Below are 15,552 nucleotides of genomic sequence, written 5' to 3' on the forward strand. Positions count from 1 at the left end.
GAAGAAACGTAAAACGTTTTAGAGAAATGCTTAACATAAAACAGGAAGCACTCGCTTATGATCTGGGCGAAGACTGGAGCCAAAAGAAAATTTCTTTATTGGAGCAGAAAGATGTAATTGAGGAAAATCTTCTAAAACAAATTTCTGCAATATTAAAAATTCCGATAGAAGCTTTTCAGAATTTTAACGAAGAACAGGCAATAAATATTATTTCTAGTACTTTTCACGACACTCAAGGTTTAATAAATTACAGTCCAACTTTTAACAACAATCCAATCGACAAAATAATTCAGCTTCATGAAGAAAAAATTGCTTTGTATGAGAGGATGTTGAAAGAAAAAGACGAGATGATGCAAAGACTTGAGAAACTAATCAAATAAATAATTCAGAAAATTAGGACTTTGAATACTGCACTATGATATTTTAAAAAACATATCCTACTGCATAATAAGCTTTTACAACTACAATCTAATTTATCACAAAAATCATTGCAAAAAAAGGCTTCATAAACTAAATAAAGTACTTATATTTGCACCCTCATTCGAGAAAACAACAGACTCGATAGCTCAGTCGGTAGAGCACATCACTTTTAATGATGGGGTCCTGGGTTCGAGCCCCAGTCGGGTCACAAAAGGTCAAGTATTTTTTACTTGGCCTTTTTTTATTTACTACTTTTCCTTCCATATTTTTTTTGAATTTATCACTCACACTTCTATTGTGAAAATCAGATGAAAAAATTCAGATCCAAAAATCCTCTTACAAAAAAAACTTTCTTATTTTCGTTTAGAAATAATTAAACCACTAATCCCAAATTAGTCTTATGAAAAACCTACTAGTACTATCATTTATTATGATAAGCTTTTCGTCGTGGTCGCAAACCGCAGCGATTTATTTTAACAAAGCTTTTAATAAAGCTGCAGCCGGAAATTACAAAAGTGCAATCGCCGATTACACAAAAGCCATCGGCAAGGATTCTAAATTTGTTGAAGCTTATCAAAATCGAGGCGTTGCAAAGTTCAAACTAAACGATTTAAAAGGCGCCATGTCTGATTTTAACAAAACAATCGAATTAGACAACATGAATGCCGATGCTTTTACAGGCCGTGCCAATGTAAACTTTAAACTATCAAATTTTAAAGAAGCAATTAGTGACTGCACCTCTTGTCTTGATTTAAACCCAAGAGACTATGTTGCCTACAACTTAAGAGGTTTGGCCTATAACAACATTGGAGACAAGAAAAATTCATGCAAAGATTTTTCTAAAGCAATCGAATTAGGAAGCCAAAGCGCCATAAAAAACAGAAACTCATTTTGTAAATAACCAAACGCAAAAAACAAGTAAAAGCAATCTGTAAAATTTTATTTACAGATTGCTTTTTTTATGCGCTAAAAAATCTTTCAAATCATTTTATTCGTAAATAATTTTAAAGCTAAAAACGACGTAACCCCCTAGTAATCTATGATTTTTAACAAGTTGCGAGGGTTTTTTGAGATTTTATTTTACTTTTGTTCACTTAACCAAAAAAAATGATAAACAATATAAAAACTGTTTTCAGTATAAAAGATCTTGAGAATTTATCCGGAATTAAAGCACATACAATTCGTATTTGGGAAAAGAGATACAACATTCTTGAACCAATGCGTACCGATACTAATATCAGGCTTTATAACCTGCAGAATTTACAGAAACTTTTAAATATTACTTTATTACACGAATACGGTTATAAAATTTCTAAAATCGCAACTTATCCAGAGGAAAAAATCCCTCAATTAGTCCGCGAAATTATATCAAAGAAAAACTCTCAAAATTATGCCATCACGTCTTTTAAAATGGCGATGATGAATTTTGACCAGGAATTATTTTTCAACACTTTTGACTGGCTTATTTCTGAAAAAACATTCAAAGAAGTTTTTAAGGAGCATTTTTTACCTTTATTAAAAGAATTAGGATTGTTATGGCAGTCTGAAACCATAACACCAGCAAATGAACATTTTATGAGTCATTTGATTAAACAGAAAATCTTAATTTATACCGAAAGCCTGCAGATTCAGAAACCAACAAAAACTGACCGAATCTTTGTGCTTTCTCTTCCGTTAAACGAAATTCATCAAATTGGGTTATTATATCTTCAATATGAAATTTTATCAAAAGGATATAAGACAATTTATTTAGGCGAAAGCATGCCTATCGAAAACTTACAGGATTTAACCAAACATTTTGAAAACATCACTTTTGTTTCTTTCATGACTATACAGCCGGATCGAAGCGTTATTAATCAATATGTAAAATCGATGGGACAAAAACTACTTCAAAAAAACAATGAAGTATGGCTTATGGGCAAAATGGTTGAACATATCGACAGAAAAAATTTACCCGAAAGAATCCGAATTTTCGATTCTATGGAAGAAACAATGGAAACAATTTAATTACTTTGTTTAAAGTTTTTGTATATTTGTTAAACAAATGACAAAAACAATCTCCATAATAGGATCAGGCTTTTCTTCGTTAGCCGCTTCATGTTACTTGGCACAACAAGGGAACAAAGTGATTATTTATGAAAAAAATCCAACAATTGGAGGCCGTGCCCGACAATTTAAAAAAGACGGCTTTACATTTGACATGGGACCAAGCTGGTATTGGATGCCCGATGTTTTTGAACGTTTTTTTCAGGATTTCAACAAAAAACCTTCAGATTATTACGAGCTTGTAAAACTCAATCCGGCTTATCGGGTTTATTTTGGCATAAATGATTTTATCAGCATTTATGATAATCTTGCAGCAATCAAAAATACATTTGAAGAAATTGAAAAAGGAAGCGGTCAAAAACTTGAAACCTTTATCAATCAGGCCAAAAGCAATTACGATATTGCTATAAAAGATTTGGTATATCGTCCCGGAGTTTCTCCGCTTGAACTGGTTACGAAAGAAACTGCCCTTAAACTCAATCAGTTTTTAGGAAATGTTAGTGCTGATATTCGTAAAAAATTCAAAAACAAAAAACTGATTCAAATTCTTGAATTTCCGGTTTTATTTCTCGGTGCGAAACCAACTAAAACGCCTTCCTTTTACAATTTTATGAATTATGCCGATTTCGGTCTTGGAACCTGGCATCCTAAAACGGGAATGTTTGATGTTATTCGCGGCATCGAAAAATTAGCTTTGGAACTTGGCGTAACCATTAAAACCAATTCGCCAATCGAAAAAATAATCGTTGAAGACAAAACCGCCACAGGAATTGTTATTAACGGCGAAATCATAAAATCTGATATTATTTTAAGTGGAGCCGATTATCAGCATACAGAGACTTTATTAGAAAAAGAACATCGCGCTTATTCTGACAATTATTGGGAAAGCCGAATCTTCGCTCCTTCTTCGCTCCTGTTTTTTATAGGTTTCAATAAAAAAATCGAAAACATTTCGCATCACGCCTTATTTTTTGATACTGACTTTAATCAGCATGCAATTGATATTTATGATAAACCGAAATGGCCAAAAGAACCGTTATTTTATGCCAATTTTCCATCCAAAACTGATTTGACTTGTGCGCCAGACGGAATGGAAACCGGTTTTTTCTTAATTCCGCTTGCACCCGGAATTGAAGACAATCAATCACTTAGAGAAGAATATTTCGAAAAGATAATCACTCGTTTTGAACAACTTACACAACAAGAAATTAGAAATAATATTATCTTTAAGGAATCATTCTGTAAAAATGATTTTGTACAAGATTATAATGCGTACAAAGGAAATGCTTACGGAATGGCCAATACTTTATTACAAACGGCTTTTTTGCGGCCAAAACTGAAAAGCAAAAAAGTTCGTAACTTATATTTTACAGGACAATTAACTGTTCCCGGCCCAGGTGTTCCTCCTGCGTTAATTTCTGGAAAACTAGCCGCTGAATTAATTCAAAAATCTTTAAGATCTTAAAAAAATGAAATCACTATTCGACGCCGTTTCTTTTAAATGCAGTAAGCTGGTTACCAAAAACTACAGCTCTTCTTTCTCGATTGCCGTAAAAATGCTGTCACCAAGCATTCGCGACGCTATTTACAGCATTTACGGATTTGTTCGTTTTGCCGATGAAATCGTAGATTCTTTTCACGATTACGAAAAAGAATACCTGATTGATGATTTCGAAAAAGAATATTATAAAGCAATGGAATTAGGAATCAGCTTAAATCCTATCCTGAACTCATTTCAGCATACTGTAAAAGAATATAACATTACCGACGATTTGGTTCAGGCGTTTTTAAAAAGCATGAAACTCGATTTGATTAAATCAACGTACAATACCCAAACTGAGTATGCTGATTATATTTACGGTTCTGCGGATGTTGTGGGTTTAATGTGCCTGAAGGTTTTTGTTTCGGGGAAAGAACAAAAATACGAACAGCTAAAAGAAGAAGCCATGCGTTTAGGATCTGCCTTTCAGAAAGTCAATTTTTTGAGAGATTTAAAAGATGACAGCACGATTTTGAACCGGGCCTATTTTCCAGGAATCAACCTCAGCAATTTCAATGAAGATTCAAAAGAGCAGATTATCAAAGAAATTGAAGAAGATTTCCGTATTGCTTATCAGGGAATTGTAAAACTGCCAATCGAAGCCAAGTTTGGAGTTTATACAGCTTATGTTTATTATAAAAAATTACTCAAAAAACTAAAAAATACGCCGTCGCATGAAATTGGAAATGCCAGAATCAGGGTTTCTAATTATACAAAAGCCGGGCTTTTGGCGCAGTCGTTTGTTACTTATAAGCTAAAACTGGTTTAATTTTATATTAAGCAGCCAACAGTTTGTCATCCTGAGCGAAGTCGAAGGATCGGTAGAAGCTCGACAAAGATTGTATTATCGTTACGGAGTTACTTGCGATCCTTCGACTTCGCTCAGGATGACAAAACGAGAAAATCGGGGACTGAAAAAAATATTCATTAGAGTCAATCTTTTATAATCTAAAGCTAAACTCAAAGGAAATAAAGTCATAATTTTAATTTACAACATTTATAAAATGATTTCTTTTTTAATTTTTATAGGCGTTTTTCTGTTTATGGAATGTGTTACCTGGCTTACACACAAATATGTAATGCACGGTTTTATGTGGTATTTTCATTCTGACCACCATCAGCCGAAATACGAAGATACTTTTGAGCGCAACGACATTTTCTTTGTCATTTTTGCCATTCCGAGTATTCTCTTATTTTATTTTGGTGTTCAGGGCGGATTCAATTATTTGTTTTTCATTGCCTGCGGTGTTACACTTTACGGAGCTTGTTACTTTTTAATTCATGATGTATTGATTCATCAGCGTTTTAAATGGTTTAAGAACACTAAAAACAAATACCTTATTGCACTCAGAAAAGCTCATAAAATACACCATAAACACTTAGGAAAAGAAAAAGGAGAATGTTTCGGAATGTTGTTTGTACCGTTTAAGTATTATAAAATGTAACTTGATTCGTAACATTTACAACAAACTGATTTATGAAATTATACAAAATAGCAACCGTTCAATATGTAAATGCCAGTGTTGAAGACTGCTGGGATTTTTTCTCCAGTCCAAAAAACCTGCAGACCATTACGCTTGATAACATGAATTTTGAAATTAAAGATTTTGACGATAAGCGAATGTATCACGGACAAATTATAACCTATACTTTAAGACCTCTTTTAGGAATTAAGATTTCCTGGGTTACCGAAATTACGGCTTGTAAGGAAAACGAATATTTTATCGATGTACAGCGTTTTGGCCCATACAAATTATGGCATCACAAACACTTTTTTGAAAAAACTGCCGATGGCGGCACCAAAATGACTGACATAGTACACTACGCACTTCCGCTTGGAATTTTGGGAAGATTAATGAATTTGTTAGTAGTAAAAAATAAATTGAAAACTATTTTCGATTTCCGTCATAACAAAATCGAAGAATTGTTTAATTCAAAATCACAGCCAAAGATTATTCAAATTAACGCAGAGCAAAAAAGTATATAATTTTTTATTTTTTAAACACATAGAGTCATAGTTTTCATTGCGCAGGAAAAGCCGTTTCACTTATCAAAATACACATAGCTATGAGTTAGAAACCAGTTTCTTTGTTCTTCTGCAAGAAAAAATAAAATCTATGTTTCTATGTGTTTAGAATTATTCACAATACAAAATACTCGTCAAGCGAAAACTACACAATGACAAAACAAAAAGTTTCCTTTTTCTGGTTTAGACGCGATTTGCGTTTAGAAGATAATACCGGATTATTTCATGCTTTACAATCTGATTTTCCTGTAATTCCTTTATTTATTTTTGATGAAGATATTCTGGATAATCTGCCTAAAAATGACGCCAGAGTCAGTTTTATATATGATTCACTTCAAAAAATAAACAATGAATTAAACACTTTTGAATCTTCAATTTTAATTAAAAAAGGAAAAACTACAGCAGTTTGGAAATCACTTCTTTCAGAATTTGACATTCAAAACGTATTTTTTAATAAAGATTACGAACCGTTTGCAATTAAACGCGACACGGCAATTTGTTCTCTTTTAAAAGAAAATAACGTCGAATGTTTTTCATTTAAAGATCATGTAATCTTTGAAGAAAAAGAAATCACAAAAGCGGATGGAAGCCCTTACACAGTTTATACTCCATATAAAAATAAATGGCTTGAAAAATATCACTTTTTAGGAACAGTTCCTGAATGTGACTCAAGTTCGATGCATTCAAATTTTGCGAAAAACAAATTCTCATTTCCTGATTTGGCTGAAATTGGTTTTGAAAAAAGCTCTATAAAAGTCATTCCTCACAACTTAACTCAAATTACCAATTATAAAGAAACACGCGATTTTCCTGCTTTAGACAGTACGTCTTACCTTTCGCCTCATTTACGCTTTGGAACGGTAAGCATTCGCAAACTGGTAAACTGGGCAAATCGAAAAAATCAAACTTTTTTAAGTGAACTAATCTGGAGAGAGTTCTTTATTCAGATTCTTTTTAGTTTTCCGAATTGTGTAAACCATAATTTTAAATCGGCTTATGACGGAATTCAATGGCGAAACAACGAAGAAGATTTCAAACGCTGGTGTTCTGGAAACACAGGTTATCCAATGGTAGATGCAGGAATGCGTCAGCTTAACGAAACGGGTTATATGCACAATCGCGTTCGTATGGTTGTGGCAAGTTTTTTATGCAAACATTTATTAATTAACTGGCAATGGGGAGAAGCTTATTTTGCCGAAAAATTACTAGATTTTGAATTGGCTTCAAACGTAGGAAACTGGCAGTGGGCAGCAGGAACTGGCTGTGATGCTGCGCCTTATTTCAGAGTTTTTAATCCCGAAATCCAACAAAAGAAATTTGACGAAAAAGGAGAATACATCCGCAAATGGATTCCAGAATTTGATTTTGGCTACGCACAACCAATGGTAGATCATGCTTTTGCTAGAGATCGTGCGATTGCAACATACAAAGCGGGAATTTTGAAATAGGTTTGTTTTTTTGTTTCAGGTTTCAGGTTTCAGGTTTCAGGTTTCAGGTATTTACTGGAACCTTAATTTTTGTTTCACGCAGATTTGGCAGATTGAGCAGATTTATACTCATTTTTGTAATCTTGGGAACGAAGCAGCCACATATCAAAATTATGCTTCATGAGATTGCTTCGTTCCTCGCAATGACTAGTACTTCAAATAATTATCAACCATGATTTTCGCTTTCAAATCGAACATTAAATTATAAAGTCCGAAGAAAGTGCGGTTCATGTAGATAAAATGTTTAGAACCACGATTTCCGTTCATTTTTTTCAGATTGGTATCTTCTGAAAAACGTTTTCCTAATTCGGCGATAGCGTTAAAAAAAGTTTCATCGGCAAAATCGAAAGCTTCGTTTTGAAAAGGTCTTGTAAAAAGCGACAACAAATCATGAAACATATCTGTAAAATATTCTACTTCAGCCGGCGTATCGTCTGGACGAAGTATTTCTAATTCGAATAACTTTTTATTAAACAGCGCTTCATCTGTAATCACGTTTTTGTTGATTAACTCAAAATAGGGTGTGTAAAATTCCTCCGGAATTTGTTTCATACAACCAAAATCCAAAGCAATTAACTGATTTTGATCGTTAACCAAGAAATTTCCCGGATGCGGATCGGCATGAACTTTTCGAAGAACATGAATTTGGTACATATAAAAATCCCAAAGCGCCTGCCCTATTTTATCGCCCACTTCCTGATCTGTATTTTTAGCTGTAAATTCAGAAAGATGAATTCCTGTCATCCAATCCATCGTAATGATTTTCTCTGATGAAAACTCTGGATAATAATTCGGGAAAATGATATTTTCTATTTTACCGCAGGCATCAACTACTTCCTGACTTTGTTTTAATTCAAGCAAATAGTTAGTTTCTTCGATTAGTTTGTCTTCAACTTCTTTAAAATATTTATCAGAATCTTTTCCCTGCAGGTTAAACATTCGAATTGCAATTGGTTTTACCAAAGCCAAATCTGAAGAAATACTATTGGCAACACCTGGATATTGAATTTTAACGGCTAGTTTTTTATCATTTTTCTTAGCCAGATGTACCTGACCAATACTGGCTGCGTTTACCGAATTTGGGTTGAATTCATCAAAAATTTCATAAGGTGTTTTTCCAAAATTGCTTTTAAAAGTTTTTAAAACCAAAGGTGCAGAAAGCGGCGGAACAGAAAACTGCGACAAAGAGAATTTCTCTACATAAGCCTGAGGCAGAAAATTCTTGTCCATACTTAACATCTGCGCGACTTTAAGTGCACTTCCTTTTAAGCTTTTTAGTCCGTCGTAAATATCTTCGGCGTTATTTTCGTTTAATTTATCTCGGGTCAAATCTGGATTTACTACTTTTTCGGCATAATGCTTAATGTAGTTTACTCCAATTTTTGCTCCGGTTTGAACCAGTTTTCCGGCTCTTTCTATTTTTGAAGTTGGAATATAATCGATCGTTTTCATTGTCTGCTGTGTATTTTTTCTTTAAATAGAAATTTTCCAAAATCTATTAAATGATTCATTGGCGCTACATTCATTAATTCAAATGAAGCATTAACTGATTTTTCGATAAAAATGTCTGTCTTTTCAAATCCGGCCGATTCGTCTTCCATCCAGAATTTAATTGTCAGCATTAATTGAAGCCAAGCCGATTCCTGAATGGCTTTTTCCTGAAATTTCTGAAATTTTTCCTGTTCCAGTCTGTAATCATCAGTCAGGATTTCTGAAACATAATTTTTAAAGCTTTCGCGAAGCGTAGTCAGCTGTACAAAATTTTTAAGCGGATTTCTGTCTGCTTTAAGCGTCTGCAAAACATAACTTCTGTTTGCTGTTAAAACTTCGAAGAAAGTAAAATAGAAACTCAGCATTTTATTCTTCATATCATACTGCTGATATTCTTCATTTGTGTGAAGTAAATTGACTGTGTTTTCAAAAAACAGTCGGAATATTTCTTTTTCTAAACCTTCAAGTGTTCCAAAAAAGGAATAAAAATCGGCTTCGGTAAAATCATTTTCTTTAGCAAAATGATAAACCGATTTTGGTTTTTGGTCTTTTTCTAAAACGTGATCCATATATAGTGAAACGATTTCATCTTTGGTAATTACCTTTTTTTTAGCCGCCATTTTATTAAAATTTAGAATTTGCCATAAAGGTAAACATTGTTTAAGTACCTTTACTTATCCTTAAACAATATACACTGTTAAATATATTATAAACTATTATGGCTCAAAATGTTCTATTAACAGGCGGAAGCGGTTTTATTGGAAGTTACCTCACAAATCTTCTTATTGGAGCCGGATTTACTGTATCAATTTTGAGTAGAAACAAAAAAGAAAACACGGATACAGTTACTTATTATAAATGGAATTTAGATAAGGACTATATTGAAGAAGAAGCGGTCCTTAATGCTGATTTTATAATTCATTTAGCCGGAGAAGGAATAGTTGAAAAACGCTGGACAAAAAAAAGAAAAAAAGCAATTATACACAGTCGTGTAAAACCTATCGATTTAATTTTTTCTGTTTTAGAAAAAAACAATAAAAAGCTAAATGGTTTTATATCAGCTTCGGCAATTGGGATCTATGGCGCAGTAACAAGTCATAAAGTTTGTACAGAAGACGCGCCGCCTGCAGATGATTTTTTAGGAACCACTTGTCAGATATGGGAAAATGCAGTCGATAAAATTGAAAAATTAGGAATTCGAACTGTAAAAATCAGAACCGGGATTGTTTTAGGTAAAGATGAAGGTTTTTTAAAAAAACTGAATCCGAGTTTTAAGTCTGGTTTTGGCGCTGCATTAGGAACCGGAAAGCAATATCTGCCATGGATTCATATTGAAGATTTATGCCAGATTTATTGCAAAGCGGTTACAGATGACCAAATGCATGGCCCGTACAATGCTGCTGTTACTGATAATACAACTAATGCTAGATTTTCCAGATTATTAGCTTCATTATACGGATATGCAATATGGCTTCCCAAAGTTCCTCCTTTTGTTTTGAGAATTGTTTTAGGCGAAATGAGCGAAGCTGTTTTAAAAGGGCAAAGGGTGTCATCCGAAAAAATACAAAGAACAGGTTTTGAATTTCAATTTACAGATTTAGAAAAAGCATTAATTAGCTGTATTCATTAAAGTTTTATTTTAATGTCAGATATTTTTTTTCTTCTCCGTTTTGTACAACACCAAGTAAATTAGTATTGGCTGTTTTCGAAATTTTATTGGCAACGACACTTGGTATGGCGATATTAAAGTCTGAAACTGAAATAGGATAATTACAAGAAATTTGTATTCCTTCAGGAACTCGCTTAATTAAAGCTTTCATTTCGATTATTTTCGATTTTCCATGAAGATAAAGTTTCCCTTTTACATCGTATTCTTTTTCAAGACCGTCAATATCTTTTAAGTCAAATTTTTCGATTTTCCCTTTAAAAACTGATTTAGGATAACGATGGCTTTCAATATAATTTTCATTAAAATGTTCCTGCATTAAATCCATTTTAAAACGAAAATCTTTGATAACAACCGTACAGATCAAAGTACTGGTTGAAGGTTCAAGAACAATAGTTCCGAGCTTATTTACCGCTTTTACTTCTTCAAAAAAAGGAACAGAAGCTTCAAAATTTACAATTGCTGTAGTTGTTTTAAATTTATCCTGAGCAAGTAACGAAAATGCGGTAAAAAGTAAAATAAGTAATGTAGTTCTTTTCATAATCGTCAGCAGTTAAACAATTATGTCATTCTATTTTGTTTTAAGAAGAGAAAAAACTGGCCTTTAAAAAAACAGAACGGCAGTACTCCGTGAAAAAATCCTGTAACCCATTGATTACACTTAAAGTTACGAAATTTCTATATGCAAAGTTCTCGAACTAATGCTAAATATTTGTGAATGTTTTTGTTTGTGAAATGCTGATTTTGGGATGTGAAATAATATGTTCCTAAGGGACAAAAAATGGGCTGTAATTTTATTTTTTTTCTACCGATATTAAATCCCTAACAGAATATCTATATCGGCAGAAAATAATAATGTATAAAATGTATAATTTCTATGTTTTAAGAATGTACCGGCGTACAAATTTCCAATAAAAACCCATCTGTATCTCTTACATACGCTACAACTTGTCCCCAAGGTTTTTTCTTTGGTTCTGATACTAAAACGGCTCCAAATGAAGTTGCTTTTTGTACCAAATGCCCAACATCGTCTGTTATAAAAGCTAACTCTATGGCAAAGGGTTTGTCTTCTAAACTGCTTTCCAGAAAACCATCTTCTAAGTTTTGAGCCCCCAATTTTTTTGATGCAAACGAAATTGTGGTTTCTCCTGTGTTTAATTCTCCGTAATCGTTATCAGGACTTATAAATTTCCTCTCAAATTCAAATACGTTTTCATAAAACTCTATTGATTTTTCTACGTCTTCGACGTACAAAATTGTATATCCAAATTTTACCATGTTTACTATTTTTTTAAATGTATTTAAATAAAGATAGGAAAATTTAGCTGATTTCTAAGAGCACATTGTATTTATCTAAACTCGCTAAGTCCTCGATTGAGTTTACGGTCGTAATTTTTTCGTGTTCTTCGATTTCTTTTCTAACTTCAATATGTTTAATTGCTTTTCTAAAACGTCGTACTTCTTCGAGATTAGATAAAATAAGTCCGGGAACCTGAACGCTTTTTCCATCTTTATCTTTGGCTACCATTGTAAAGTAAGACGAGTTACAGTGCTTTATGACTCCGGTCTGGATGTTTTCTGCTTCTACACGAATACCCACAATCATGGAACTTCTTCCTACATAGTTTACAGAAGCTTTCATAGTTACCAATTCTCCAACTTCTATTGGTTTTAAAAAGTTTACTGTATCTACAGAAGCCGTTACACAATAATTGCCGCTGAATTTTGATGCAGAAGCAAAAGCAATTTGATCCAGCAATTGCAAAATATATCCTCCGTGTATTTTACCGCTGAAATTGGTGTGCGAAGGCAGCATTAATTCTGATATACTAATTTTTGATGATGAAACGGGTTTGTAATCTGCAGTCATGTTTGTTTTGTTTTTGGAAATTTCTATAATTATTATTTTAAACACATAGAAACATAGTTTTCAATGTCGTTAAAGGCGTTTCACTTGCATTAACAAACATAGCTATGTGTTTAAAATGTTTTTTAATTCAGTAATTCGGTTTCATCAGAATTTAAAGCTCTGTTGATAATGTTTTCAGGAAGTGATTTTTTGGCTTTTGCTCCCATTTTTTTCAATCTCTCAACACTTGTAATAAGGTTTCCTTTTCCGTCGACCAATTTGTTCATGGCGTTTTCGTATTCTGTTTTTGTATCTTTTATTTTGTTTCCTATTCGAACCAAATCAGTTACAAAACCTTCAAATTTATCGTATAAAGCTCCGGCTTGTCTGGCAATTTCAAAAGCGTTTTCCTGTTGTTTTTGGTTAGCCCACATACTGTCAATTGTTCGCAAAGTAGCTAATAATGTACTTGGGGTTACGATTACAATATTTCGGTCGAAAGCTTTTGTATATAATGTCGAATCTTCGTTTAAGGCAATAGCAAAAGCGGGTTCTATTGGAATAAAAAGCAAAACAAAATCCGGGCTTTCCATTCTATATAAATCATGATAATTCTTGTTTCCGAGTTGTTCTACGTGACGTTTTATAGACAAAACGTGTTCTTTCAGCAAATCGATTTTCAATAAATCAGATTCTTCATTTACCCATCTTTCATAAGCGACAAGAGAAACCTTAGAATCAACAATCATTTTCTTTCCATCGGGTAAATTGATAATTACATCGGGCATAACACGATTTCCTTCTGCATTTACAAAACTCTGCTGTACTTCATATTCACGGCCTTTTTCTAAACCTGATTTTTCGAGAACGCGTTCTAAAACTAATTCGCCCCAATTGCCCTGCATTTTACTGTCTCCTTTTAATGCCTTAGTTAAGTTTAGGGTTTCTTTACTCATTTGTGCGTTCATCTCGCTTAATCCAATAATCTGCTGGCGGAGTGCGGCATGATAATCAATACTTTCTTTATGAGTCTGATCTACCTTTTGTTCAAATATGTGAATTTTATCCTGAAGCGGTAACAGAATATTTTTCATGTTTTCGCTGTTCTGCTCTGTAAATTTGGCTGATTTTTCTTCAAGGATTTTATTGGCAAGGTTTTCAAACTCTTTGGTAAATTTTTCCTGCAGTTCGTTTATTTCAGCTTTTTGCTCTTTGTGGCGTTCCCATAAGTTTTCAAAATCGACTTCTTTTTTAGAAAGCTGAATTGCCAGACTGTCTTTTTCTGTTCTGATACTTTCTTTTTCAGAATTGGATAATTGAAACTGTTTCTGAAAATTGTTTCTTTCAATATCAAACTGTTCTTTTTGCTGCTGTAACTGATTGGCATTTGCATTGAGTCTTTCTTCCAGAGAAACTTTCTCCGACTGAAATTTAGCCGAAAACAATATTTTTCCTAAATAAATCCCTAAGAACAAAGCCACTACAAAAGCTGTTAAATATGGAAGAAAATCAAACATAACTAAGTTTTTATTAAGTAAAAGTACGCAATAATACGTAGTTCGGGATTCTAAAAATTAAAATTTCACGAATTAGTATGAGTTCTAAATTAAACAAACAATCTAAATAAGATTTACGGAAATCCTTAAAAAAATATTTTTTTACGCAACCTTTTTATAAGACGTTCATCTACATGATATAACCTATTAAAATTTTATCATGAAAAAATTAATGTTGAGCTTATTTATAGCTTTTGGATTGAATGGATGCTCGCTTAATAACGACGATTATAATGTAAGCTGTGGAAACGATGTGGATGTATCTTTTACAGGTTTTCCCCTTTTATGTAATTATAGTGTAAAATCACTTCCTAATAACCCGACTGCCTATGTACTGGAGTCACAAGAAAAAATGGATACTTATTTTACAAAACATGAAAATACTTGTTCTGTAGCCAGCGATCCTAACATTGATTTTAGTAAAAATTTATTGGTTGGAATTTTTGCAGGTGCAAAACCTACAAGCGGTTATGCCATAAAAATAACTTCAATGGTAGAAAACAGCTGCCAGATTACCATTAACTTTTTTGAGAAAGCACCTCTTGCAGGCGAAAATATCACTCAGGCTCCAACTTATCCATCAGATTTTATTCTGATTCCAAAAACCAGTAAACCTATTTATTTTAACAGAACTAACGAAAGTGCTGATAATATTATAATTGGAAGTTTTGGCACTACTAATTCTTTCTTCCAGATCAATGACTATAATATTTTGAATTTTCAGAATGTAATAACTGGTAAATATGATTTCAGCCAATATAAATATTCTCAAAAAGCAAAAAGAAGTGAATATACTTTATTTTCAAAAAGCATTCCTGCTGAAATTACTGCTTTAAAAGGTCAGACAAAAACTTACGGCGCTCCTGATTCACAAGGTATTTACTTTGAATTACGCAAAGGAATTGATGTTACTAAAGTTTTTATTGACAATACCGACACGGCAGATCAAAGTACTGAAGTAAAAGCATTTAAAAAAGCGATTCAGGATAAAATTACAAGCTTAAAATAACAGCAGTATGAAAAAGCATTTTATATTTTTAATTGTTATCACTCTTTTTTCTTCGGCATACTCATTAGAATCTACAACTGAAGGTGCGGGTTCTATTGTAAATACCTGGATATGGGAAAAATCAATTGGAAGCGGAGCTAATCCTTATACGGTAACTCCTAAAACTATTGGGTTTACAAAAAAGGTAATTTTTACTCCGGAAGGAAAAGTTATTACGTATAAAAACAATGTTGAAATTAGAGTAAGCAATTATCAAATAGAAAAAGGCCTTGGTTTTTTAGATCAGGCAGAGCATGACTTAATTACTTTTGAAGGGAAAACATATATCATAGAAAACCTTGATAATCAAAACCTAACAATTACAAGTAATAATGCTGATCCTGTTCGAACTATCTACAAAAGGTAGTTTTATAACCTTATAAAAACTATTTTTGCAAAACCAAAAGCAACCATTTTCTTGAA

At 32.9% G+C, this 15,552-nt stretch carries 17 protein-coding genes and 1 tRNA gene; 12 read left to right on the plus strand and 6 right to left on the minus strand.

Annotation, left to right across the window (positions count from 1 at the left end; translation table 11 throughout):
• The 9 genes from ACTJIW_RS00165 to ACTJIW_RS00205 form a co-directional block, all read left to right on the plus strand.
• The coding region (locus ACTJIW_RS00165; protein ID WP_440718429.1) for an XRE family transcriptional regulator at positions 1-380 on the plus strand (380 nt) is incomplete at its 5' end.
• Between the two features lie 175 nt (positions 381-555).
• Positions 556-628: transfer RNA gene (locus ACTJIW_RS00170), tRNA-Lys, on the plus strand.
• 192 nt (positions 629-820) lie between these two features.
• Positions 821-1,321, plus strand: a complete 501-nt coding sequence (locus ACTJIW_RS00175; protein ID WP_073408850.1) for a tetratricopeptide repeat protein — start codon at positions 821-823, stop codon at positions 1,319-1,321.
• Between the two features lie 206 nt (positions 1,322-1,527).
• On the plus strand, positions 1,528-2,427 hold the full coding sequence (locus ACTJIW_RS00180; protein ID WP_011921574.1) for a MerR family transcriptional regulator: 900 nt from the start codon (positions 1,528-1,530) through the stop codon (positions 2,425-2,427).
• Between the two features lie 37 nt (positions 2,428-2,464).
• The gene (locus ACTJIW_RS00185; RefSeq protein WP_440715422.1) at positions 2,465-3,931 is read left to right on the plus strand and encodes a phytoene desaturase family protein; all 1,467 of its coding nucleotides are present in this window, start codon (positions 2,465-2,467) and stop codon (positions 3,929-3,931) included.
• A 4-nt stretch (positions 3,932-3,935) separates the two neighbouring features.
• Positions 3,936-4,775 (plus strand): phytoene/squalene synthase family protein, encoded by an 840-nt coding sequence (locus ACTJIW_RS00190; RefSeq protein ID WP_011921576.1) that lies wholly within the window; start codon positions 3,936-3,938, stop codon positions 4,773-4,775.
• A gap of 235 nt (positions 4,776-5,010) precedes the next feature.
• Complete coding sequence (locus tag ACTJIW_RS00195) at positions 5,011-5,451, plus strand: sterol desaturase family protein (RefSeq protein WP_011921577.1); 441 nt, start codon at positions 5,011-5,013, stop codon at positions 5,449-5,451.
• Positions 5,452-5,483: 32 nt separating this feature from the next.
• Positions 5,484-5,993: an SRPBCC family protein gene (locus ACTJIW_RS00200; protein WP_011921578.1), complete on the plus strand. Its 510-nt coding sequence runs from the start codon at positions 5,484-5,486 to the stop codon at positions 5,991-5,993.
• A gap of 191 nt (positions 5,994-6,184) precedes the next feature.
• Positions 6,185-7,480 (plus strand): cryptochrome/photolyase family protein, encoded by a 1,296-nt coding sequence (locus ACTJIW_RS00205; RefSeq protein ID WP_440715421.1) that lies wholly within the window; start codon positions 6,185-6,187, stop codon positions 7,478-7,480.
• A gap of 186 nt (positions 7,481-7,666) precedes the next feature.
• On the opposite strand, the gene ACTJIW_RS00210 is transcribed toward ACTJIW_RS00205, so the two are convergent.
• Positions 7,667-8,971, minus strand: coding sequence for an ABC1 kinase family protein (locus ACTJIW_RS00210; RefSeq protein ID WP_440715420.1), 1,305 nt, complete (start codon positions 8,969-8,971; stop codon positions 7,667-7,669).
• Positions 8,968-9,630 (minus strand): TetR/AcrR family transcriptional regulator, encoded by a 663-nt coding sequence (locus ACTJIW_RS00215; RefSeq protein WP_121360286.1) that lies wholly within the window; start codon positions 9,628-9,630, stop codon positions 8,968-8,970. The genes ACTJIW_RS00210 and ACTJIW_RS00215 overlap by 4 nt, the downstream gene beginning before the upstream one ends.
• Before the next feature lie 98 nt (positions 9,631-9,728).
• On the opposite strand from ACTJIW_RS00215, the gene ACTJIW_RS00220 reads away from it, so the two are divergent.
• A complete protein-coding gene (locus tag ACTJIW_RS00220; RefSeq protein ID WP_440715419.1) occupies positions 9,729-10,640 on the plus strand; it encodes a TIGR01777 family oxidoreductase in 912 nt (303 codons plus the stop codon).
• 4 nt (positions 10,641-10,644) lie between these two features.
• Here the strand turns inward: ACTJIW_RS00220 and ACTJIW_RS00225 are convergent, their stop codons facing one another.
• The 4 genes from ACTJIW_RS00225 to rmuC all read right to left on the minus strand — a co-directional run bounded on the left by ACTJIW_RS00225 (position 10,645) and on the right by rmuC (position 14,042).
• Positions 10,645-11,217 (minus strand): YceI family protein, encoded by a 573-nt coding sequence (locus tag ACTJIW_RS00225; protein ID WP_149206361.1) that lies wholly within the window; start codon positions 11,215-11,217, stop codon positions 10,645-10,647.
• A 341-nt stretch (positions 11,218-11,558) separates the two neighbouring features.
• Positions 11,559-11,954 (minus strand): VOC family protein, encoded by a 396-nt coding sequence (locus ACTJIW_RS00230; RefSeq protein ID WP_011921584.1) that lies wholly within the window; start codon positions 11,952-11,954, stop codon positions 11,559-11,561.
• A 43-nt stretch (positions 11,955-11,997) separates the two neighbouring features.
• A complete protein-coding gene (locus ACTJIW_RS00235) occupies positions 11,998-12,546 on the minus strand; it encodes an acyl-CoA thioesterase (protein ID WP_011921585.1) in 549 nt (182 codons plus the stop codon).
• Between the two features lie 122 nt (positions 12,547-12,668).
• On the minus strand, positions 12,669-14,042 hold the full coding sequence (rmuC, locus tag ACTJIW_RS00240; protein ID WP_149206360.1) for a DNA recombination protein RmuC: 1,374 nt from the start codon (positions 14,040-14,042) through the stop codon (positions 12,669-12,671).
• 199 nt (positions 14,043-14,241) lie between these two features.
• On the opposite strand from rmuC, the gene ACTJIW_RS00245 reads away from it, so the two are divergent.
• Positions 14,242-15,090, plus strand: a complete 849-nt coding sequence (locus ACTJIW_RS00245; RefSeq protein ID WP_440715418.1) for a protease complex subunit PrcB family protein — start codon at positions 14,242-14,244, stop codon at positions 15,088-15,090.
• Between the two features lie 7 nt (positions 15,091-15,097).
• Positions 15,098-15,496 (plus strand): hypothetical protein, encoded by a 399-nt coding sequence (locus ACTJIW_RS00250; RefSeq protein WP_073408860.1) that lies wholly within the window; start codon positions 15,098-15,100, stop codon positions 15,494-15,496.
• The last annotated feature ends 56 nt before the right edge of the window (positions 15,497-15,552 follow it).

The sequence above is a fragment of the Flavobacterium sp. 22659 genome (genome assembly GCF_052044235.1).
GTDB classification, from domain to species: Bacteria; Bacteroidota; Bacteroidia; order Flavobacteriales; family Flavobacteriaceae; genus Flavobacterium; species Flavobacterium johnsoniae.